At 72.8% G+C, this 20,431-nt stretch carries 21 protein-coding genes and 1 pseudogene; 13 read left to right on the forward strand and 9 right to left on the reverse strand.

Features of this window, described 5'->3' with window-relative positions; genetic code table 11:
• Nucleotides 1-159 precede the first annotated feature (159 nt).
• Nucleotides 160-876, forward strand: coding sequence for a VOC family protein (locus tag AB0B39_RS22725; protein ID WP_357575359.1), 717 nt, complete (start codon nt 160-162; stop codon nt 874-876).
• Nucleotides 877-935: 59 nt separating this feature from the next.
• Nucleotides 936-1,796 carry a class I SAM-dependent methyltransferase gene (locus AB0B39_RS22730; protein ID WP_357575295.1) on the forward strand — a complete coding sequence of 287 codons (861 nt, stop codon included), beginning with the start codon at nt 936-938 and terminating at the stop codon, nt 1,794-1,796.
• Nucleotides 1,797-1,820: 24 nt separating this feature from the next.
• Here the strand turns inward: AB0B39_RS22730 and AB0B39_RS22735 are convergent, their stop codons facing one another.
• Nucleotides 1,821-2,552 carry a VOC family protein gene (locus AB0B39_RS22735; protein ID WP_357575296.1) on the reverse strand — a complete coding sequence of 244 codons (732 nt, stop codon included), beginning with the start codon at nt 2,550-2,552 and terminating at the stop codon, nt 1,821-1,823.
• Between the two features lie 171 nt (nt 2,553-2,723).
• Between AB0B39_RS22735 and AB0B39_RS22740 the strand changes: the two genes are divergently transcribed.
• The gene (locus AB0B39_RS22740; protein WP_357575297.1) at nt 2,724-3,263 is read left to right on the forward strand and encodes a GNAT family protein; all 540 of its coding nucleotides are present in this window, start codon (nt 2,724-2,726) and stop codon (nt 3,261-3,263) included.
• A 91-nt stretch (nt 3,264-3,354) separates the two neighbouring features.
• On the opposite strand, the gene AB0B39_RS22745 is transcribed toward AB0B39_RS22740, so the two are convergent.
• On the reverse strand, nt 3,355-4,803 hold the full coding sequence (locus AB0B39_RS22745; RefSeq protein ID WP_357575298.1) for a M20/M25/M40 family metallo-hydrolase: 1,449 nt from the start codon (nt 4,801-4,803) through the stop codon (nt 3,355-3,357).
• A 200-nt stretch (nt 4,804-5,003) separates the two neighbouring features.
• Here AB0B39_RS22745 and AB0B39_RS22750 point away from each other — a divergent pair.
• From AB0B39_RS22750 to AB0B39_RS22760, 3 genes and pseudogenes are all read left to right on the forward strand, one after another.
• Nucleotides 5,004-5,474: pseudogene (locus AB0B39_RS22750) on the forward strand (glycogen debranching N-terminal domain-containing protein); the annotation flags it as partial.
• Nucleotides 5,475-5,497: 23 nt separating this feature from the next.
• Nucleotides 5,498-7,075 (forward strand): glycogen debranching protein, encoded by a 1,578-nt coding sequence (locus AB0B39_RS22755; protein WP_357575361.1) that lies wholly within the window; start codon nt 5,498-5,500, stop codon nt 7,073-7,075.
• A gap of 44 nt (nt 7,076-7,119) precedes the next feature.
• Nucleotides 7,120-8,421, forward strand: a complete 1,302-nt coding sequence (locus AB0B39_RS22760) for an NAD(P)/FAD-dependent oxidoreductase (protein ID WP_357490022.1) — start codon at nt 7,120-7,122, stop codon at nt 8,419-8,421.
• Between the two features lie 24 nt (nt 8,422-8,445).
• Here the strand turns inward: AB0B39_RS22760 and AB0B39_RS22765 are convergent, their stop codons facing one another.
• Nucleotides 8,446-9,591 (reverse strand): AI-2E family transporter, encoded by a 1,146-nt coding sequence (locus AB0B39_RS22765; protein WP_357575299.1) that lies wholly within the window; start codon nt 9,589-9,591, stop codon nt 8,446-8,448.
• Nucleotides 9,592-9,672: 81 nt separating this feature from the next.
• Complete coding sequence (locus tag AB0B39_RS22770) at nt 9,673-10,374, reverse strand: TetR/AcrR family transcriptional regulator (protein WP_357490026.1); 702 nt, start codon at nt 10,372-10,374, stop codon at nt 9,673-9,675.
• Between the two features lie 87 nt (nt 10,375-10,461).
• Here AB0B39_RS22770 and AB0B39_RS22775 point away from each other — a divergent pair, with 87 nt between their 5' ends.
• Nucleotides 10,462-11,340 carry an aldo/keto reductase gene (locus AB0B39_RS22775; RefSeq protein WP_357575300.1) on the forward strand — a complete coding sequence of 293 codons (879 nt, stop codon included), beginning with the start codon at nt 10,462-10,464 and terminating at the stop codon, nt 11,338-11,340.
• Between the two features lie 24 nt (nt 11,341-11,364).
• Here the strand turns inward: AB0B39_RS22775 and AB0B39_RS22780 are convergent, their stop codons facing one another.
• Entirely contained in the window at nt 11,365-12,141 is a 777-nt protein-coding gene (locus AB0B39_RS22780; RefSeq protein ID WP_357490030.1) for a fused MFS/spermidine synthase, read from the reverse strand.
• Between the two features lie 131 nt (nt 12,142-12,272).
• The gene (locus tag AB0B39_RS22785) at nt 12,273-13,247 is read right to left on the reverse strand and encodes a DUF2267 domain-containing protein (protein ID WP_357575301.1); all 975 of its coding nucleotides are present in this window, start codon (nt 13,245-13,247) and stop codon (nt 12,273-12,275) included.
• A gap of 201 nt (nt 13,248-13,448) precedes the next feature.
• Between AB0B39_RS22785 and AB0B39_RS22790 the strand changes: the two genes are divergently transcribed.
• A complete protein-coding gene (locus tag AB0B39_RS22790) occupies nt 13,449-13,763 on the forward strand; it encodes a hypothetical protein (RefSeq protein WP_357490034.1) in 315 nt (104 codons plus the stop codon).
• A gap of 92 nt (nt 13,764-13,855) precedes the next feature.
• On the opposite strand, the gene AB0B39_RS22795 is transcribed toward AB0B39_RS22790, so the two are convergent.
• On the reverse strand, nt 13,856-14,203 hold the full coding sequence (locus AB0B39_RS22795) for an STAS domain-containing protein (RefSeq protein ID WP_357575302.1): 348 nt from the start codon (nt 14,201-14,203) through the stop codon (nt 13,856-13,858).
• 59 nt (nt 14,204-14,262) lie between these two features.
• Nucleotides 14,263-14,589 (reverse strand): STAS domain-containing protein, encoded by a 327-nt coding sequence (locus tag AB0B39_RS22800; RefSeq protein WP_357490038.1) that lies wholly within the window; start codon nt 14,587-14,589, stop codon nt 14,263-14,265.
• A gap of 278 nt (nt 14,590-14,867) precedes the next feature.
• On the opposite strand from AB0B39_RS22800, the gene AB0B39_RS22805 reads away from it, so the two are divergent.
• The 5 genes from AB0B39_RS22805 (at nt 14,868) to AB0B39_RS22825 (ending at nt 19,358) form a co-directional block, all read left to right on the forward strand.
• Nucleotides 14,868-16,634, forward strand: a complete 1,767-nt coding sequence (locus AB0B39_RS22805; RefSeq protein WP_357490040.1) for a PP2C family protein-serine/threonine phosphatase — start codon at nt 14,868-14,870, stop codon at nt 16,632-16,634.
• Nucleotides 16,631-17,677, forward strand: coding sequence for a cobalamin-dependent protein (locus AB0B39_RS22810; RefSeq protein ID WP_357490042.1), 1,047 nt, complete (start codon nt 16,631-16,633; stop codon nt 17,675-17,677). Before AB0B39_RS22805 ends, AB0B39_RS22810 begins: the two co-directional genes overlap by 4 nt.
• Nucleotides 17,678-17,783: 106 nt before the next feature.
• Nucleotides 17,784-18,131, forward strand: a complete 348-nt coding sequence (locus tag AB0B39_RS22815) for an STAS domain-containing protein (RefSeq protein WP_357490044.1) — start codon at nt 17,784-17,786, stop codon at nt 18,129-18,131.
• A gap of 71 nt (nt 18,132-18,202) precedes the next feature.
• On the forward strand, nt 18,203-18,646 hold the full coding sequence (locus tag AB0B39_RS22820) for a response regulator (RefSeq protein ID WP_007459564.1): 444 nt from the start codon (nt 18,203-18,205) through the stop codon (nt 18,644-18,646).
• 178 nt (nt 18,647-18,824) lie between these two features.
• A complete protein-coding gene (locus AB0B39_RS22825; RefSeq protein ID WP_234588612.1) occupies nt 18,825-19,358 on the forward strand; it encodes an ATPase in 534 nt (177 codons plus the stop codon).
• A gap of 8 nt (nt 19,359-19,366) precedes the next feature.
• Here the strand turns inward: AB0B39_RS22825 and AB0B39_RS22830 are convergent, their stop codons facing one another.
• Nucleotides 19,367-20,218 (reverse strand): hypothetical protein, encoded by an 852-nt coding sequence (locus AB0B39_RS22830; RefSeq protein ID WP_357575303.1) that lies wholly within the window; start codon nt 20,216-20,218, stop codon nt 19,367-19,369.
• Nucleotides 20,219-20,431 lie beyond the last annotated feature (213 nt).

Raw genomic sequence — 20,431 nt, forward strand, 5'->3', positions numbered from 1 at the left:
CACCCGGGACACCCCGATTTCAGCGAAGTCGAGTCGATCAACCGCCGCTGCGGCGAACGCGTCGGAAACTCGGGTGCGGGCGGCGCGGCCGGATCCGTAGGCTCCGATCTCCGGCCCGTCCGGGCTGCCCCCGTCCAAGGATCGGAGATGAGCGCAGCGATGGCCAGTCACCTCTTCGCGGTGTGTTTCGGTGCGAACGAGCCCCTGCGTGTCGCACGCTTCTGGTCCGAGATCCTGGGTCGGGAGCTGGTCGACGACCCCCGCGACGGCGTCCTCGTGCTGCCCGACGACAAGTCCGGTTTCCGGCTCCGCTTTCCGCAGATCCCCGAGCCGAAGGTGTTACAGAACCCGGCACACCTCGAACTGACCAGCGACTCGCCGGAACACCAGCGGCAGACGGTGGCCAGGGCGTTGGAGCTGGGCGCGCGGCACACCGACGTCGGCCAGCTCCCCGAGGAGAGCCACATCGTGCTCGCCGACCCCGAGGGCAACGAGTTCTGCGTCCTCGGTCCGGGTAACACGTTCCTCGCCGGCTGCGGTTTCCTCGGTGATCTGGCCTGCGACGGAACACAGGCCGTCGGCTACTTCTGGAGCGCGGCGCTCGGCTGGCCGCTGGTCTGGGACCAGGACGAGGAGACCGCCATCCAGTCACCCCTGGGCGGCCCGAAGATCACCTGGGGTGGTCCACCGTTGATGCCGAAGGGTGACCGGGACCGGGTGACGCTCGACCTCGCCGTCGACGACGGCGACGACCCGCAGGCGGAGGTCGACCGTCTGCTCTCCCTCGGCGCCACAGTGGTCGGCACCGACGGGCAGGGCGCGGTGGTGCTGGCCGACCCCGACGGCACCGAGTTCCGGCTGCTGATGCCCCGGTAGTGCGGTGATCAGGAACGCGCACGAGGTGGCGTGACACGGGCGCTGGTTAGGCTGGACGCGTGACTGACGCGGCGGGGCCGATCGAGCCGTCGGGGGTGTGGGCCACCGCCGTGGGCGTGGCCCGGGTGCGGGCGATGGAGACGGCACGCGAACAGCCGTTGTTCCGGGACCCGCTGGCGCTGGCCTTCGCCACGGCCGGCGGGCGAGGCCCCGGGACGCCGCCGCGCGCGCACGCGGACGAGGTGGCACGGCGCCGCTGGCTCGGTGTGGCCTTCTCGATCGTCATCCGGACGAAGTTCCTGGACGACCTGCTGGATCGGGCGGTCGCGTCCGGCGTCCGGCAGGTCGTGCTGCTCGGAGCCGGGATGGACAGCAGGGCCTTCCGGATGGACTGGCCGGCGGGCACCCGGTTGTTCGAGGTCGACACTGCCGAACCGCTCGGCTTCAAGGCCGCGGTGCTGCGGCGGGAGCGTGCCGTTGCGCGCTGCCAGCGGATCACCGTTCCTGTCGACCTGCGCGAGGACTGGCCCGGCGCCCTGGCCGCGGCCGGGCACGACCCGGCGCAGCCGACCGTGTGGATCGCCGAGGGACTGCTGATCTATCTACCCCAGGACGCAGTGGAGTCGCTGCTCGAACGGGTCGGCGCGCTGTCCGCCGCAGGCAGCAGGATGGGCCTCACCCTGGGCTCGCGCGGTGTGGTCGAACGCTTCCGCGACGACGCCGCCGCGGGATCGGCAGCGTCGATGTGGGTCTGGGAGATGCCGGAGGACCCGGTCGGCTGGCTGCACGGCCTCGGCTGGGAGGCGGAGACCTTCACCCTGCGTGAGCGTGCCGCAGCGTACGGGCGTCCGGTGCTCACCCCGCCGGAGCAGGACGAGGGCGTGGGTGGCCTCGTCTCGGCGGTTCGTGCCGCGCACTGAGCACGACGGAGGCCGGGGTGTGGGTCAGCCCGGCGTGAGGAGGCAGAACTCGTTGCCCTCCGGGTCGGCCAGGACGGTCCACGGGATGTCGCTGTCGCCCAGGTCGACGGCGGTGGCGCCGAGCGACAGCAGTCGGGCCGCCTCGGCCTCCAGGTCGTCACCCGAGTAGGGGCGCACGTCGAGATGGACGCGATTCCACACCGTCTTCACGTCGGGTGTACGGAGAAACTGCAGATAGGGGCCCACACCCTTGGCGGAGCGCAGCACCGCGCTGTCGTCGGTCACCCGGTGCACGGCCCAGTCCGTCGCCTCGCCCCAGAAGCGGGCCATGACCTGCGGATCCGCGCAGTCGACGATCACCGATGCGATCGGTCCGGTCTCGTCGTAGAGCGAGTCCAGGACGCAGAACTCGTTGCCCTCCGGGTCGGCCATGACCGTCCACGGCACGTCGCCCTGGCCCACGTCGGCGAGTGTCGCGCCGAGGCCCTTCAGCCGCGCCACCAGCTCCGCCTGGTGGTCCGCCGAGGTGGTGGCCAGGTCGACGTGCACGCGGTTCTTCACCGTCTTGGGTTCCGCCGAGACGACGAGGTCGACGCAGACGGCGACGGGGTCGGGATAGACGAAGCCCTCGGGTTCGAGGTTGGTGACACCCGGTCCCTCGCTGGAGATGCCCCAGCCGAGCGCCTTCGCCCAGAAACCGCCCAGGGCGGCGTCGTCCCGGGCCTTCATGTTGATCTGCACAAGCCGCGTTGCCATGCCGACGATGCTAGGCGGACGCGCGCGGCCGGTGCAGACGGCGTACGCCCGCTTGATTGTGATGTGGTTCCGCAGCCGGCCATCGAGCACCAGCGGCGGGCCTGGTTGAGGCGATCGGGCGCGGCGGGCCGGTTGGACAACTGCCGCGCCGGTCGGTCAGAGTGGTCCGCCGTGAGATACCTGCGCAGCGGTGGTCCGGCCGCCATCCGGCGACCCCGGCCCGCCGACGTCGACGAGTTCGTGGCGGCCGCGAGGCGTAGCCGGGACCTGCACCACCCGTGGCTGGCCGCGCCGGCGACCCCGCAGGAGTACGACAACTACCTGCGCCGCATCCGCCGCCGGGACAGCGCCGGCTACCTGATCTGCGACCGGGCCAGCGGCGCGATCGCCGGCTACGTGAACATCAGCGGCATCGTGCTGGGCGCGCTGCGCGGCGGCTACCTGGGGTACGCGGCGTTCGAGCCGTACAGCGGCACCGGGCACGCCTCGGCGGGCATCGCGCTGGTGATCGACCACGCGTTCACGACGGCCGGCCTGCACCGCCTGGAGGCGAACATCCAGCCGGGCAACGAGCCCTCGCGGCGGGTGGCCCGCAAGCTCGGCTTCCGCCTGGAGGGCTTCTCCCCGGACTACCTGTTCATCGACGGCGCGTGGCGCGACCACGAACGCTGGGCCATAACCGCCCCCACCCCCACCCCACCTCCCGCGTGATCAAGAGGTTCGCGTCACCGACAGCGGCGTGTCGTGACGCGAACCTCTTGATCAACAGGGCGGGGCGGGGGAGTGGGGCGGAAGTGGGCGGTCAGCTGCCGGGGCGGGGGAAGGCTACCGGGCTGCGGAGGCCGGATCGGTTGACCGCGCGGATGCCGAAGAAGACGTTGTCCTTGGACAGGTCGATGCTGACCTCGGTGACGTCGCCGACGGGGATCACCCGTTGCCACTCGGCGGCAGTGGTCTCGCGCCACACCACCTCGTAGCCGGCCAGGTCCGGCTCGTCGCCGCGCTGCCAGCGCAGGGTCGTGTTGTTGGTCAGGTCGGTGGTCACGATGATGGCGCCCTTGGGCGTGCCGGGCGCCTGGGCCAGCGACCACAGCGCCGCGCCGTTGACCCTCGCCACCCGGGCGATGTACCCGAAGTCGCAGAACTCCGGCAGGTCACCGAACTGCTTTCCGTCCTGCACGCGGACGTCCTGGTGCTGGTGGGCGAAGTCCTCGTTCGGTTCGGTGAACCGGGCCGCCGGCCAGCCCTCGCGCAGGAACGAGATGTGGTCGCTGCCGCGCAGGTAGCGGTCCCGCCGGTAGATCACCCGCACCCGCATGCCTGTCGCGTCGTTGTCCGCCACGTCCCGGACGAACCGGGCGAGCTGCCGCGACGGTGAGTCGTTCTCGCCGCCGACGGACTGGCGGGTCGTCGCCTCCGCGGGTGTCTCGGCGGTCGGCACCCCCTCGGCGAACAGCCGCACCGCGTACGGGTCGCGGGTGCCGTCGTCGGCGGTGCTGCTGCCCACGATGTCGTCGCTGAACATGCCCTGCACGTCCGCGCCGGCCGCCTTGAGCTGGGCGGCCAGGTACGCCGAGCCGTACAGGCCCTGCTCCTCGGCGGCGACCGCGGCGAACACGATGGTGGCGGCAGTGGGCCGGGTGGCCATCAGCCGCGCCAGCTCCAGCACCACTGCCACGCCCGAGGCGTCGTCGTCGGCGCCGGGCGCGTCGCTGACGGCGTCCATCACGTCGGTGACCCGGGAGTCGTAGTGGCCCGTCACGACGTAGGTGCGGTTCGGTGAGGTGACACCGCGCAGGGTGGCCACCACGTTGGTGATCCGGGTGGCGGTGGGGATCCGCGAGGCGGGCTGCTGCACGTACGACTGGAGTTCGACTGTCATCCGGCCGCCGGAGGTGGCCGCGTACTCCTGGAGGCGGGCGTGGATCCAGTCCCGGGCGGCGCCGATGCCCCGCTCGGGGTCGTCCTGGCTGGAGAGGGTGTGCCGGGTGCCGAAGGCGGCCAGCCGGCGCACGATCGCCTCGATCCGGCGTGGGTCGACCTGGCGGAGCAGCTCGCGCAGCTCGCGCTCGGGGCGCTGCGCGCGGGCGGGGCGCCCGGGGCCGGCGGGGCCGGCGTCAGCGGCCGCGGGCGCGGCCAGCGAGGGCACCGCGACGGTGGCGGCGGTCGCCGCGGTGGCGGCGGCGGAGGCGGACAGGAAGGTGCGGCGGGTGGGCCTCGTGGGCCGCTCGCCGGTGTCGTCTGATCCCATTCCGGCATCCTGCCCATCGATGGTGACGTTTGTCCATATCGTTGGACGTGGATGGTGCGGGAGCTTTCACCCGCACCGGGTGATGACACTCAGTTGCCGTCGTTCCTACGGTGGATGTCATGGCTGTCGTGCGCGCGACCCCCGCCGACCCGACCGTCGGCATGGCCTCCGTGACGGGCGCGAGCGGCGACCAGCGGGCGATGCCGCCCGAGTTGGGCCCCGACTCGCTCGCCGTGCTCAGCGGCCCCACGTTCCTGTACTCCGACGCGCGCGGCGACGTGCCGCCGGGCAGCATCGGCGGGCTCGTGCACCTGGACACCCGCCTGATCAGCGGCTGGACGCTCACCGTCAACGGCAGTGAGCTGCTGCTGTTGCGGGCCGAAACCCTCGAGCACTACTCCGCGCAGTACGTGCTCACCAACCCCGAGCTGCCGGGGCTGCCGCCGAACAGTCTCGCCATGCGGCGGTTGCGCTACGTCGGCGACGGCTTCCACGAGCGGCTGGAGCTGCTGTCGTTCCAGACCGAGCCGGTCCGGGTGGAGGTGCGCCTGGCCGTCGGCGTGGACTTCGCCGACCTGTTCGAGGTCAAGTCGGTGGTCCGGGACCGCTCCGCGAAGATCGTCCGCGATCACGCGCCGACGGCTCCGAGCTGTGCTTCTCCTACCGCAACGGCGACTTCTTTGCCGAGACGCGGGTGCGGTGCGCGACGGCGGCGGACCGGATCGACGGTGACGACCTGGTCTGGGACCTGTGGCTGCTTCCGCGCGAGGGGCGGCAGCTGGACCTGCACGTGCCGCTGCCGCCGGGCATGGGTGTGGTCGAGCCGGTGCGGGGCGACATCGCCGACGTCATCCACGGCCGCGCCGACGACCCGCTGCGCCGGTGGACCGAGGACCGGGCGGTGCTGCGCAGCGACAACCAGACGCTGGAGCGCACCATCCGCCAGTCCCGCGACGACCTGGCGGCGCTGCGGCTCGACCTGGAGGTCAAGGGTCAGCGGATCCTGCTGCCCGGCGCGGGACTGCCCTGGTTCCTCACCGTCTTCGGGCGGGACACGCTGATCACCGCGTACCAGACGTTGGTGGCCGGGCCGGCGCTCGCCAAGGGCGCGCTGCTCACGCTCGCCCGGCTGCAGGGCGAGACCTGCGACGACTTCACCGACGAGGAACCCGGCAAGATCCTGCACGAGGTCCGCAGCGGCGAGCTGACCCGCACCGGCCAGAAACCGTACAGCCCCTACTACGGCACCGCCGACGCCACCCAGCTTTGGCTGATCCTGCTGTCGGAGTACTGGCGGTGGACCTGCGACGACGAGACCGTCCGGCACCTGCACGACAACGCGCTGGCTGCGCTGCGGTGGATCGACGAGTACGGCGACCGTGACGGCGACGGCTTCGTGGAGTACGCCACCCGCTCCCCGGAGGGGCTGGGCAACCAGTGCTGGCGGGACTCGCCGGACGGCGTCTGCTTCGCCGACGGGCGCATCCCGGTGCTGCCGTTGGCGACCGCCGACATCCAGGGCTACACCTACGACGCGAAGGTGCGCCTGGCCGAGTTGTTCGACGGCCCGCTGGGCAACCCCGCCCTGGCGGCACGGCTGCGCGACGAGGCCGGCACCCTGGCCGAGCGGTTCAACCGGGACTTCTGGATCGACGAGCGGGGTGGCTACTACGCGGTGGCCCTCGACGGGGACAAGAACGTGGTCGACTCCAAGACGTCCAGCATGGGTCACCTGTTGTGGAGCGGGATCGTGCCGCGGGCGCGGGCCGACGCGGTGGTGCGACAGCTCATGTCGCCCGACATGTTCTCCGGGTGGGGCGTCCGGACGTTGTCCCGCGAGGAACGCCTCTACCGGCCCATCGGCTACCACCTGGGCACTGTCTGGCCGCACGACAACTCGCTGATCGCGCTGGGCCTGGTGCGCTACGGCTACCGGGCGGAGGCGAACCGGATCAGCCTGGCGATGATCGACGCTGCCGAGCAGTTCGGCCACCGGCTGCCCGAGGCGCTCAGCGGGTACGACCGGCAACGGTTGCTGTTCGCCGTCCCGTATCCCACCGCGTGCAGCCCGCAGGCGTGGGCGGCCGGGGCGCCGCTGGCCCTGATCCGCGCGATGCTGGGCATCAACCCGGTCGACGGCCGGCTCACGCTCGACCCGGACATCCCGCCCGAGTTCGGCCGGATAACTGCTCACCGGGTACGGGCCTTCGGTCAGGAGTGGGGTGTGGAGGCCGTGGGCACCAGCGGTAACGTCCGGCTCGACGCGCGCTGAGCGCGTCGACGTTTGTCCCGGGCTGCGACGGGAAACGGCCCGCAATGACGAAACCTCGTGTGGTGATCGTGGGGGCCGGGTTCGCCGGTTACCACGCGGCGAAGACGTTGAGCCGGATCGCCCGGGACCGGGCCGAGATCGTGGTGCTGAACTCCACCGACTACTTCCTGTACCTGCCGCTGCTGCCCGAGGTGGCGGCCGGCGTGGTCGAGCCCCGGCGCATCGCGGTGCCGCTGACCGGGACCCTCAAGGGTGTCCGGGTGGTGATCGGCGAGGCGGACCACGTCGACCTGCAGAACCGCTGGGTCGGCTTCACCCAGCCCGAGGGGGACAAGAACCGCCTGGCGTACGACCGGCTGGTGCTCGCCGTGGGCAGCGTCAACAAGCTGCTGCCCATCCCGGGTGTCACCGAGTACGCGCACGGCTTCCGCGGTCTGCCCGAGGCCGTCTACCTGCACGACCACATCGTCCGCCAGGTCGAGCTGGCCGAGCAGGCCGAGGACCCGGCGGAGCAGCAGGCCCGCTCCACGTTCGTGGTCGTCGGGGCGGGCTACACCGGCACCGAGGTCGCCGCGCACGGGCAGCTGTTCACCGACGCGCTGCACGCGCAGCGGCCCCGGCTGACCGTCCGGCCCCGCTGGATGCTGCTGGACGTCGCCCCCCGGGTGCTGCCCGAGTTGGACAAGCGGATGTCCGAGACCTCGCACAAGGTGCTCAACCGGCGCGGGGTGGACGTGCGGATGGGCACCTCGGTGGCCGAGGCGACCTGCGACGGGGTCAAGCTCACCGACGGCGAGTACGTGCCGACCTGCACGCTGGTGTGGTGCGTGGGGGTGCGGCCGGACCCGTTCGTCAACGAGCTGGGTCTGCGCACCGAGCGGGGCCGGCTGGTCACCGACGAGTTCCTCAACGTCCCCGGCTACCCGGAGGTCTTCGCCTGCGGCGACGCCGCCGCAGTGCCCGACCTGGTCAACCCGGGGCAGATCTGCGGCATGACGGCACAGCACGCGCAGCGGCAGGGCAAGCGCGTGGCGCACAACATCGCCGCGTCGTACGGCTTCGGGCAGCGCAAGCCGTACAAGCACCACGATCTGGGTTGGGTCGTCGACCTGGGTGGCAAGGACGCCGCCGCCAACCCGTTGCACGTCAACCTGGCCGGGCTGCCGGCCAAGGCCGTCACCCGGGCGTACCACCTGATGGCGATGCCGGGCAACCGCACCCGCGTGGGGGCCGACTGGGTGCTCGACGCCGCGCTGACCCGCTCGGCCGTGCAGCTGGGGCTGGTCCCGGCGAACGCGGTCCCGCTGGAGAGCACGTCGCCGGAGGTCGCAATGCACGGCCGCTGAGCGCAACGTGTCGATTCCGGCCGGTCAGCTCCGCGAGGTGGCGGGACCGGCCGGTCCGCGCGGTGGCACAGCAGGCGGCGGCGGTTCGCCGGGGTCCGCCGGTGGGGGTGGGTTCAGTCGTCGCGGCCCGTACTCGCGCAGCAGGATCTGCACGATGCCGGCCGCGGGGATGGCCAGCAGCGCGCCGAGCAGCCCGGCCAGCTCCGCCGCGAGCAGCACGCTCAGCAGCACGGTCAGCGGGTTGAGCCGGACCGCGCGGGACAGGATGAGCGGCTGGAGCAGATGGTTCTCCACCTGCTGGTAGACGACGAAGAAGACCAGCACGATGATCCCGGCGGTGGAGGAGTGCAGGAACCCGGCGCCGGCGGCGAGCACCGCGCCGATCGTCGCCCCCACCAGCGGTATCAGGTCGGCCACCGCCACCAGCAGCGCGATCACGCCCGCGAACGGCACCCCGGTCAGGGCCAGCACCAGAAACGTCAACAACCCGCAGATCACGCTGATCAGCAGGTTGCCGGTGAGGTAGCCGTTGACCGTGCGCGACACCTCCCGGCCGACCCGGCGCAGTCGCTCGCCAGCACCGTCCCCGACCGCCGCGAGGAGGCTGCCGGTGATCCGCGGCGACTCCAACACCATGAGGTACGCCAGCACGACGACCGTGACCAGCCCCGCGACGGTCTCCAGGACACCGCGCAGCACGCCGACGGCGGGTTGACGCAGCCGGCTGCCGGCGTCGCGCAGCTGGTCGGAGTGCTCGCTGACGTAGCGGCGTGCCCCGGTGCGTTCCAGAAGCTGGCCCACCGGTCCGCGGCCGGCGCGCGCGTCGCGCAGCAGCTCGGGCCCCCGATCGGCGAACCGGCCCAGCTCGTCCAGCAGCGGCACGAGGATGACCGTGGCGAGGACCGCCAGCACGACGAACGCGGCGAGGAAGACGAGCAGCGTGGCCACCGCCCGCCGCCGCACGAAGCGACGTTGCAGCCAGTCCACCGCCGGTTTGAGCGCGACCGCGAAGAAGGCGGCCACCACCGCCCAGACCAGCACCCGGCGGGTCGCGTACACGAAGGCCAGGGCGAGCGCGGTCGCCAGCACCAGGCCGATCACGACCAGGGCCCGGCGGGCGGTGGTCCGATCGTCGGCGTTGCTCACCCGGCGGGCCTTCCCCGCGCGCACCCTCGGAAACCCGGCAATGCGGACGCGCGGGCGCGTCCTGGGCCGTGGCTGACAAATGCTCTTCGAGGGGCCCGGCTCGTCCTAGTGGGCGAGTTGCTGGAGCCAGTCCTGCAGGAGTGCGGTCTCGACGGGGCGGAGCGGAACGTCAGTTGGATCCGCCCCGCCGAGGGCGGCATCGAGCGCGAGGGCGCGAGCGGCGAGGGTGGAGTCCGGGGCTGGGCTCGTGTCGGTGGTCAGGGTGTCGATGAGTGCTTCCCGCATGCGCGGTGAGACCTCCGGGTCGCGTTCGCTCTCGGGGATGCCGATCAGGGAGAGCGTGGTGCCGGTTACCGCTGCCAGCGTGAGGTGGGCGGCAAGGACGGGCGGCACCCGTAGGCGGCCGTCGGAGGCGGCGCGGCCGAGGAACGTCATGAGGAGTTCCTGAGCCTGCCGCGCGGCAGGTGGGCGCCGGCCGGGGCGGTCGGTGCCGTACATCAGCAGGTAGAGGGCGGGGTGTTTCAGGCCGAAGTCGACGTGCATGTCCCATCCGCGGCGAATGTCGTCGACCGGGTTGCCGCTCGACGGCAACGTGTGCTTCTGCGCCAGGTAGAGGTCGAAGGCGTGGATGGCCAGCGACGAAAGGAGCCCGTCCTTGTCGCCGAAGAGCTGGTACAGGGAGGCGGCACGGATGCCTGCCGCCGCTGCGACGGCGCGGGTGGAGAGCGCCTGGGCGCCCTCCCGTTCCAAGAGCTCGGCCGCGACTTCCAGGATCTGCCGGCGACTGCGGGTCTTCGCATCATCCACGGTTGCAATGCTACGGCATAAGGCGTATCACTGGTTCGGGCATCGATACGGAAAATACCGTCGCAGTGATACGGGCAGGAGAGGTCGATGAATCGTGTGGGATACGGCGCCATGCAGCTTGCGGGCCCTGACGTCTGGGGATTCCCGGACGACCCGGAGGCGGCGCGGCGGGTGTTGCGCCTGGCTGTCGAGCTGGGCGTGACCTTCTTCGACACCGCGAACGCCTACGGGCCACGAACGGTGAACCAGCTGATCGGGCAGGCGCTGGGACCGATCTCCGAGGGCGTGATCGTGGGCAACAAGGTCGGCGCAGAGCGCGGCCCGGACAAGTCCTGGATCGTCGACGGTCGCCCGGAGACGGTCCGGCGGCAGGTTCACGAGGCCCTCACCGACATGGGAACCGACGCGAGCGAGCTGACCTACCTCCGACTCGTCGGCGACACCCCCGGCGCGCACCAGGACGTACCGCTGGAGGAGTCGCTCGGCGCACTCGTCCAGCTGCGAGACCAGGGGCTGATCCGCCGCATCGGCCTGTCCGGCGCGTCCCCGCAGGTGCTGGCCCGCGCCCAGCAGATGACCCCCATCGCGGCGGTGCAGAACCGCTTCAACCTGCTTGACCGCAGCGGCGTCCAGGTCCTCGCCGACTGCGAGACCCAGGGCATCCTCTTCATCCCCTACTTCCCGCTGGCCGCCGGACGGCTCAGCGGCCACCACGAGCTGACCGGCCCGGCAGAGCGCCTGGGTGCCACACCGGCCCAGATCGCACTGGCCTGGCTGCTGCGCCGTTCGCCCTCCATGGTCGTCATCCCCGGCACGAGCAGTACCGACCACCTGCGGTCCAACATCGCAGCTTCCGACGTTGCCGAACAGTTGACCGACACCGAGGTCGCGCGCCTGACCGGACTCGTCGACGAGTCGAAAGCGGTCCTCGGCCAGCCCACGCCCCCCGCTCATGGCCACCGCTGAAAGGGCCCCGGGGGAAGGCACGGCCTAGTCGTCGGTGAACGGGTGGGCGCCGGCGACGAACGTGTCCAGCGCCGCGGCGTGCAGCAGCCCGCCGGGGATCGGGTCGCGCAGGGCTGCCGCCGCGAGCCGGCCGACCGGTAGACCGCCCGGGCGGTGCGTCGCGGCGAGCACCAGGTTGCCGTAGCGCCGGCCGCGCAGCATCCGGCGGTCCCCGAACACGCAGACGTCGCCGAAGACCGCGCGTAGCGTCGCCACCTGCACCCGGGTGCCGACCAGTGGCGGCAGGTCCGTGACGTTGACCAGGTAGAGCCCGCCCGGGCGCAGGGCACGGGCCACCTCGGCCGCGAACTCCACGGTGCGTACGTGGCGGGGCATCCGGGCCGCCCGGTAGATGTCGGCGATCACCAGGTCGTACGCGCCGGGCGTGGTGGCGGTGACGGCGTCCCGGGCGTCGGCGACCTCCACCCGCACCTCGGGCGGCAGCGGCGGCAGCTCCCGGGCGACCAGCTCGACCACCGCCCGGTCCCGCTCGACCACCCGCTGCGCGGAGCCCGGCCGGGTCGCGGCCAACCAGCGCGGCAGCGTCAACGCGCCGCCGCCGAGGTGCAGCACGCTCAGCGGTACGCCCGCCGGGGCGGCCAGCTCCACGGCCGAGGCGATCCGCCGGACGTACTCGAAGTGCAGGTGCCGGGGATCCTCGACATCGACGTACGACTGCTCGACGCCGGCGGAGAGCAGCGTTCGTCCGGTTCGGCGGACCGGATCGGCTACCAGCTCCAACCGGTCGGCGGCACGGTTCATGACGGCACGCTAACCGAGCGGCTCGCGGACCCGACGGGGCGGTGGTCGACGGGCCGCGCGCGGCACAGCGGACGGGCCGGCGGCGCGGGGGGTACCCGCGTCCGCCGGCCCGCGTGCGCCGTCGGCGACGGTCAGCCGCCGGCCATCCCCGCGCCCACCTCGTCGATGGCGTCGTCGATCGTGTGGGCGAGGTCCACGTCGAGCGCGGTCACCCCGTCGGCCTGGTTGGTGCGCACGGTCAGCACGGCGGCCGTGCCGCCCGGACGTCCGATGCTCGGGCCGCGCCCGGTCTCCTCGCGCAGCCGGTCCAGCCGGGCGAGCACCCGGTCCAGGTTGTCCGGCGGCAGGGCGATCACGCGGTACAGGCCGCCACTGTCGCCGGCCCAGTACGGCAGGTCGTCCAGCGCCGCCCGGAGCTGGGCCTCGTCCAGGGTGGGTGTGGTGGTGGAGGCGCCCACGATGCCGCCGCCGGCCGCCGGCGGGTTCAGCAGCTCCCGCAGGCCGTCGGGGACGTGCAGGGACTCGACCAGGTCGCCGTCCTGGTCGGCGAGCGCGGCGAGTGTCGCCTCGACCTGGTAGCGGGCCTGCTCCGGGGTACGTCCGCTGATCCGGCCCACCTCGGCCAGGAAGCCGGGCAGGTCGCGGTGCCGCTCGATGCCGTCGACGGGCACGACGTCGTGCAGCGAGTTCGGCACGGCGGCGAGCAGGCGTTGCCGCTCCGCGGCGTCCAGTGCGAAGGCCAGCACCAGCACCGTCGCCTCGGCGCCCACCTTGGCCGTCGAGAAGTCGACGCCCGAGCGGCGTCGGACGTCGTCGACCAGATCCTGGTAGCCGACACTGTTCACTCCGGCCGCGCCACCGGGTGGCGGCTGCGGGCGCGGATTGTCCGCGGTGCCCTTCGACGGCGGGGCCGGTCCACCGCGCGTGGTGTCCGACTTGTGCCGTCCGGCCGGTGGTGGGCCGGCCCGCTTGCCCTGGTCCAGGCTGGTGAGCTGCTTGGAGGCGCTCAGGCTCGCGCCGTACTCACTGGGCTGACCGCCCTGTTCGCGGGCCTGCCGGGCCAGCGCCCGGCGCCGCTGGTTGTCGCCCTCCATCTGCTTGCGCATGGTGACGCCCCTTCCGCTGGGGATCGATCCTGCGCCCGTCGCGTTCCCGCCGCCCCGGGAGCCGAAACGGACGCCGCCGGCCCGGTAGGGCGGAGCGTCGATGAGGCTTCATCCGCCCGGGGTGAGGGGTGCTCACCCGTGCGGCCCGCAGGATCGGGGCAGGACCGCAGTTCTTCCGAGGTACGCGGAAGGAAGGTCGTCATGAAACGGATCGTCGAGATCGTTCCCGCTCGACCCGGCTGGTACGCCCGCTGGCAACTCGCGCCCGACGCCACCCGGTGCTATCCGGTGAGCCTGTGGGCGTTGCTGGAGGAGGCCGACGGAACCGGCCGGGAAGTGGTCGGAATGGACTGCATCGGCCAGTGGCCGGGTGCGGACGACAACGAGGCGGGTGGGGAGTTTGTCCGCTACCTGTACCAGACGCCCGACTCGGGGGAACCCGACGACATCGAACCTCCGTCGGCCGTCGAACTGCGCGACGGCGGCCCCCGGCTCCAGCCGATGACCGCGCCCTAGACATTCCTCCGGCCCCCGACCCCAGGTCCCAGGGTCGGGGGCCACCCCCCTTTGGTTAGGGGTGGCGACCAGGCGGTGGGTGGGTGCGGTCGTCAGCCCAGGGCGCGCAGGTGGGTGGCGTCGTCGTCGGCGACGGTGTGCTCCACGGCCAGCAGGTCGGTGAGCCCGGTGCGGTCCAGCAGCTGCTGGAGGCGGGCGCTGACCCCGGTCAGCCGGATCGCCCCGGCGCCCCGGTGCACCATCAGCAGGGCGCTGAGGCCCGACGAGTCGCAGAGGCCGACACCGGCCAGGTCGATCGTCACGTGCTGCTCGCCGTGCAGCTCAGCTGCGGCGGCGATCAGCTCCGGGGCGGTGTCGTAGTCCAGCTCACCGGTCAGCCGTAGCCGGACGTGACCGGCGTCGAGCCGGGTCACCTCGATGGTCAACAGCTGGTGAGACATTCCACCATCGTTCCCAGTCAGGCGGCGGAACGCAAACCCCGGGGCCGCGACCCGCCGGATCACGCGCTGGCGGCGGACCGCGGCGAGCCGGGGCCGATCGCACGTGTCGTCGGCAGCGGCCGGTCGAGCAGCGCCGCCACCCCGGTGATGTCCAGGATCGTCGCCAGAAAGCGGGGGACCGCCCGCAGCCGCAGGGTCGTGCCGACCTCCTGGCCCTCCCGCCACGCGTGCACGATCACGCCCAGGCCGCTGCTGTCGATGAAGTGCAGGTCGGCGAAATCCAGCACGATGGCCCGTGGCGCGTCGGCGAGGACCCGGTCGACCTCGGCGCGCAGCGGCGCCACGGTCAGGTACGCCAGTTCGCCGCCCACGCGGATCAGGGGCATGTCGGGATCGGATCGATCGACGGACATGCACAGCTGGGTCGCTTCGGGGCCGCGCCCTTCCGATGCCACGATCACGCCTTTCCGCACGCGACGTTCCAGCCGGTGCGAGGGGATCGTAACAACCGTCGGGCGGGTCCGCCCGGTACGCGACCGAGGCCCCGCGACCTGCCGTGGGATGCCGGTCGCGGTGGACCGGCGTAGGGTGGTCGGAGAGATTTGACCACAGACGCCGGTTCCGGTGCGGGTTCGGGTGGACGACAAGGAGTGAGGCTCAGCTGGTGACTGCTTCCGACGTCAGGGACACCGACCCGGGCGACGGACGGATCTCCACGCCGAGCACCACACGGCCCCCGGCGTGGTCCGCCGACGCGTCGTCCTGGCCGACTCCCACGCTGCCGCCGCTGGCCCCCGACCGTGATCGGGCCGCGCCCGACTGGTCCGAGGTGGTCGAGCACTTCCGCGAGGGCCTGGTGGTCTGCGACGCCGACGGTGTCGTCGAACACGTCAGCCCGGTGGCCGAGCGGTTGCTGCCCGAGGTGGTCCCCGGTGTCGCGCTGGCCGCGTCCGGCGTCGCCGGTCTGGGCGAGGGGCGCCCCGGCGGCTTCACCCACCACGGTCGTCGGCTCACCGCCCGCCAGGTGCCCCTGTCCGCCGGTCGCTGCTGCTGGTACGTGGAGGACGTCACCGAGAGCGTCAGCCGCGCCGACGCGCTGCTCGCCGAACGGGCCCGCTCGGCGTTCCTGGCCGTGGTGGGCGACAAGCTGGGCAACCCGCTGCACCCGGACCGGGCCGCCGCGGCGGTCGTCCGCCTCGCCGTGCCGACCCTCGCCGAGGTGGCCGTGCTGGTGCTGGCGCCGCGTGCGGGGCGAGCCCGGTGGTGGCGGGCCTCCCGGGCGGACGACGAGTCGCCGATTGTCGACAGCGGTGTGCTGGCCGGCCCCGCCCTGCCGGCCGCGATCGCCGAAGCGCTGACCGGCGTCGAGCCGCACGCCCTCGACTGGCTGGTGGAGCAGGCTGTCGACGCCGGCTGGCTGCCCGGCCTGACGGGCGCCGACAGCGTCGCCCGGGTCGTTCCGCTGCCCGGCCGGGACGCTCCGGTCGGGGTGCTGCTGGTCGCCCGACGGTCCAGCCGGTGGTACGACGAGGACGACGTCGGGTTGATTCGTGCCTTCGCCGCCCGGGCCGGCGCGGCGCTGACCACCGCCCTGCTCTACCGCGACCAGGCCGAGGTCGCCGACACCCTGCAGGCCAGCCTGCTGCCGGTCGAGCCGGTCGAGACCGCCGGTGTGCAGTGGGGCACCGCGTACCGTCCGGCCCAGGCGGGGCTGCGGATCGGTGGCGACTTCTACGGCTCACACCGGCTCGCCGACGGCGGTTCCGTGTTCTTCCTCGGCGATGTCTCCGGCAAGGGCGTCGAGGCGGCGGTCTTCACCGGCCAGCTCCGCCAGTGTCTCCAGGCGCTGCACCGGGTGGAGTCGAACCCGGGGCGCCTGCTGCGACTGCTCAACGACGCGCTGCTGGAGACGACCCAGGCGCACGGCCAGGGCCGCTTCGCCACCATCGTGCTCGGTGTGGCCCGTCCGCAGCGCGACGGCGGCGTCACCCTCACGATGGCCGGGGGTGGGCACCTGCCGCCGCTGGTGCTGCGCAACTCGGGCGAGGTCGAGTCGGTGCCGCTGCGCGGCATGCTGATCGGCGTGGTGCCCGACCCGCGCGTCGGTGAGGTGACCGTGCGGTTGGCGCCGGGTGAGACGTGCCTGCTCTACAGCGACGGTGTGACCGAGGCCCGTGGGGGCCGCCGCGGCGACGAGCTGTTCGGCGCCGAGCGGTTGGTCACGGCCCTGACCGGCTGCCAGCGGATGCCGGCGCCGGCCCTGGCCGAACGTGTCGAGCAGGTCACCTGTGACTGGCTGGGGCACGGCGACCACGACGACATCGCGGTGCTGGCGTTGCGGGCGGTCAGCCCGGGCGGGCGGGGTGCGCGGCACCTGCACTCGGTGCCCCCCTCGACGAGCGCCGACGAGCAGAGGGAGAGCCCCGCGTGACCGCCCCCGCCACGACCACGGACCTGACCGGCGCCTACCCCGGCTACCTGGCCTGCCTCGCCGACGCCGACGAGTACGCCGCGATCGACGTGGCGCTCGGCCTGCTCGACGCGGGCGTGCCGCCGGAGCGGGTGCTGCTCGACCTGGTCGCGCCGGCCCAGGCCGAGGTGGGGGAGCGGTGGGCCCGCAACGAGTGGAGCGTGGCCCAGGAGCACGCGGCGACCCACATCAGCGAGCGGGTGGTGGCCGCGGTGGCAACGCACGCCAACCCGCGCCCGACCGGCGGGCGGATCGTGGTGGCCTGCATGGACGGCGAGTGGCACGCGCTGCCGCCCCGGCTGGTGGCCGAGGTGCTGCGTCTGCGCGGCTGGCAGGTGACCTTCCTGGGCGCCAGCGTGCCGGCGGCGCACCTGGTGTCGTACCTGCACCGGCATGACGCGCAGGCGGTCGCGTTGGCCTGCGCGCTGCCGATGCGGCTGCCGCACGCCCACCGGATGATCGAGGCGTGCCGGCGTTCGGACGTGCCGGTCGTGGTCGGCGGGCGGGGCTTCGGCGCGGACGGCCGGTGGGCGGCCCGGCTCGGCGCGGCCTGGGCGCCGAACGCGCCGGCGGCGGCCGAGTTGATCGCCGACGAGCGGGCGCTGCGGCGGGTGCCCCCGGCGCAGCTCGGTCACCTGGCCGACGACGAGTACGCGAGTCTCGTGCGCCGCAGGGGTGAGCTGATCGACAGCGCGCTGACCGACCTGCGCGAACGGGTGCCGGCGACCCGCGACTACACGGCCGCCCAGCTCGACTCGACCGCGAGCGACCTGGGGCACATCCTGGACTCGCTGGCCGCCTCGCTCTACGTCGACGACGCCTCGCTGTTCACCGAGTTCGTCCAGTGGCTGGTGGAGATCCTGACGAGTCGGGGGGTGCCGGCCGGTGCGGTTGCCCTGACCCTGGAGCACTACGCCGCCGTGCTGCGCGACTTTCCCCGCGCGTCACACACGCTCGCGCGCAGCAGTGCCGGGCTGCCCGCGGCGTCCCGTCCCGCGCTCTGACGGATCGCCCGGACGATCACCACGCGCTGCGGACCGTCGTACCCCCCTGCGTATACTTGCCGGACTGCAAACGTCCCACCCGACGGGTGGAGCGAGGGGGAGAACGGTGACGTTCAGCGTCAGCCACGCCGAGCGCGACGGCGGTGCGGCCTGCCTGCGGCTCGCCGGTGAGCTGGACCTGAGCACCGCCGGGGAGCTGGCTGCCGCCATCGACAAGCTCACCGCGGCGGGCGAGCGGCGGGTGCTGCTCGACCTCACCGACCTGACCTTCTGCGACTCCACCGGGATGGCCGTGTTCGTCCGCGGCGACAACCAGGTCGCCGCCGACGGGGGTTGGTTGCGGATCACGGGCGCCACCGGGCGGGTCGAGCGTGTGTTGCGGGTCACCGGTCTGGCGGACGTGCTGCGATACCTTCCGGACACGGTCGACCCGGCGTTCAAGAGCGCCTCCTGATCAGCTAGATTTCCCCGCCAGCACGGTGACCGTTCCGGTCTCCTTTCTCCGCCGACCCGAGGCAGGTAGTGATGGGCGACAGCCCGCAGCCGGTACGCATCCTGGTGGTCGACGACGATCCGGGTGACGTGCTGATGATCGAGGAGGCGTTGGCCGACTCCGACGTCGAGAAGATCATTGACGTGGTCAGCGACGGCGAGGAGGCGATGGAGTTCCTGCGCGCCGAGGGCCGGCACGTGCAGGCACGCCGACCGGACGTCATCCTGCTGGACCTGAACATGCCGCGGATGGACGGGCGCCAGGTGCTCGGCGCGGTCAAGCAGGACGAGGATCTGCGGACGATTCCGATCGTGGTGCTGACCACCTCGAACGCCGACACCGACATCGTGGGCAGCTACACGTTGCAGGCAAACGCGTACGTCACCAAGCCGATCGACCTCGACGACTTCAACGACGTGGTGCGCCGCATCGACGAGTTCTTCGGCCGCGTGGTCGTGCTGCCCAAGCGCCAGTGATCCGCCCGGCGCGGCCGGTCGGCATTGTCCCCGCCGCCGGCCCGACGTGGCCCGTCGCCGCGCCGCGCCCGCCTGACGCGCACGCATGCTGAACAATTTTCCCGAACCGCCGCGGTCGTCGTCGCCGCGTCCGAGGATCCAGGTGGGGATGTAACAGCGGCTGCCTGGGGGCGACAGTATGAGGTTCTCCGTCGTGAAGACCGGCTACGACCAGCGGCAGGTGGATTCCTGCCTGGATGAGCTGGGGATCCGGTTGTCCCGACTCGCGGCGCGGGCGGAGGGCGCCGCCGGGGCGACCCGCGAGTGGGACGAGATCCGCCAGGAGGCGACCTGGCTCAGTGGGCTGCTCCAGCGGCTCGACCTGGGCGACGCGGGGACGACCCGGCAGGCCGGCGACGCCGTGCGGCGGGAGGCGGCCGAGATCCTGGCGCAGGCCCGCTGCGAGCTGGACGAGGCCCGCGAGGAGGCCCGGCGCGTGCGCGAGCAGGCGTACGCGGACGCCGTGCAGGCCCGGCGGGACTTCGAGGAGGCGTTGCAGGCGCGGCGTCGCCGGGCGGCGCTGGTCGACGAGATCCTCACCGGCGTGAGCGTCGAGCCGGTGCCGGCCGACACGCCCACGGCGGCGGCCGGAACGGGCGTACCGGCGACCCGGGTGGCGGCCGGCGGCCGGGACGCGGGCGCCGAACCGCCCAGCGGGCGTCCGGCCCGCTGAGCGCAGGCTCAGACGGCGAGCGCCGCCGCCACGGTGCTGGCGCGCTCCTCGTGCTGGGCGTACGCGTCGGGGAAGGCGGAGATCTGCACTGCCTGGGCGGCGGCGGTGACGCTCATGTCCTCCCAGCCGGGGATCTCGGCCAGCGCGGTGTAGAAGGCCCGGGCGGCGTACGAGGGGCGCATCAGTTCGGCCACCGTGCCCCAGCCGCTGCTGGGCCGCTGCTGGAACAGCCCGACCGAGTCGTGGTCGGCGCCGCTGCCCTGGTGCGGATACTGCGTCGACTCCGGCAGCACGTCGCTGGCCAGGTTGTAGAGGTTGCTCTCCTGCATCGCGGTGGCCAGCGCCACCACCAGGGCGCGGCGCGGCATCTTCAGCTCCAGGCCGACATCCACGATGATCTTGGCGTTGTCCATCTGGGTCTGGTCGAGCCCGGCCACCGGGCGCGGCCGGCGGGGCTTGACCGGCTTCTTGGGCGCCTTGCGGGTGGCGGTGGGGGTGGGCGTCGGCGACGCTGCGGGGGCGGTGGGAATGACCCGGGCGGGGGCGGCGTCGCGGTCCAGCGACCGGGAGGCGCGCTCGTCGGCGATGGCGGCGCGGTCGGCCAGCGCGTCGGCCATCGGTCGTACGGGCCGCGGGGTGTCCTCGGCGCCCCGGGCGGCGGCGAACGCGCCCAGGCCGAGACAGCAGGTGACGCCGGTGGCCAGGGCGACCCGGACGGGGGTGGAGCCCAGTCGGGGGCGGCGCGGCGGGTCAGGGGCCCGGTGACGGCCGATCGTCCGTTCGGTTGATGCGGCGTCGCCCGAACGGGTGGTCGGGAGCGCGTCGGTCAGCTTCTGGGCGGCGGGGTCGACGGGATGCACCCGCCGAGGCTAGATAGTCGACGGCCCGCTGCCATCGGCCCGTACGGTGGCATGCGCCACAATTTGCCCGGATCGTGGCTGTCATATCGGGCGAAGATCGGTGGAAATGGTGAAACCTCGCTGATCAGGCGAGCCGGTTATTCCCGATTAGCCTGGCTAACCCGGTCACCGCTGCCGGATCCCGCACCGACTCCGGCCGCTCCCCGAGCATCC

Source organism: Micromonospora sp. NPDC049114 (assembly GCF_040648635.1).
GTDB lineage: Bacteria > Actinomycetota > Actinomycetes > Mycobacteriales > Micromonosporaceae > Micromonospora.

What these genes read in the sequence shown, in the direction of transcription:
- AB0B39_RS22725 (WP_357575359.1), top strand. Translation starts at nt 160, where the DNA reads ATGGCCAGTCACCTCTTCGCGGTGTGTTTCGGTGCGAACGAGCCCCTG.
- AB0B39_RS22735 (WP_357575296.1), bottom strand. Translation starts at nt 2,552, where the DNA reads ATGGCAACGCGGCTTGTGCAGATCAACATGAAGGCCCGGGACGACGCC.
- AB0B39_RS22760 (WP_357490022.1), top strand. Translation starts at nt 7,120, where the DNA reads ATGACGAAACCTCGTGTGGTGATCGTGGGGGCCGGGTTCGCCGGTTAC.
- AB0B39_RS22795 (WP_357575302.1), bottom strand. Translation starts at nt 14,203, where the DNA reads ATGTCTCACCAGCTGTTGACCATCGAGGTGACCCGGCTCGACGCCGGT.
- AB0B39_RS22745 (WP_357575298.1), bottom strand. Translation starts at nt 4,803, where the DNA reads ATGGGATCAGACGACACCGGCGAGCGGCCCACGAGGCCCACCCGCCGC.
- AB0B39_RS22825 (WP_234588612.1), top strand. Translation starts at nt 18,825, where the DNA reads ATGAGGTTCTCCGTCGTGAAGACCGGCTACGACCAGCGGCAGGTGGAT.
- AB0B39_RS22785 (WP_357575301.1), bottom strand. Translation starts at nt 13,247, where the DNA reads ATGCGCAAGCAGATGGAGGGCGACAACCAGCGGCGCCGGGCGCTGGCC.
- AB0B39_RS22800 (WP_357490038.1), bottom strand. Translation starts at nt 14,589, where the DNA reads ATGCCCCTGATCCGCGTGGGCGGCGAACTGGCGTACCTGACCGTGGCG.
- AB0B39_RS22775 (WP_357575300.1), top strand. Translation starts at nt 10,462, where the DNA reads ATGAATCGTGTGGGATACGGCGCCATGCAGCTTGCGGGCCCTGACGTC.
- AB0B39_RS22780 (WP_357490030.1), bottom strand. Translation starts at nt 12,141, where the DNA reads ATGAACCGTGCCGCCGACCGGTTGGAGCTGGTAGCCGATCCGGTCCGC.
- AB0B39_RS22790 (WP_357490034.1), top strand. Translation starts at nt 13,449, where the DNA reads ATGAAACGGATCGTCGAGATCGTTCCCGCTCGACCCGGCTGGTACGCC.
- AB0B39_RS22820 (WP_007459564.1), top strand. Translation starts at nt 18,203, where the DNA reads ATGGGCGACAGCCCGCAGCCGGTACGCATCCTGGTGGTCGACGACGAT.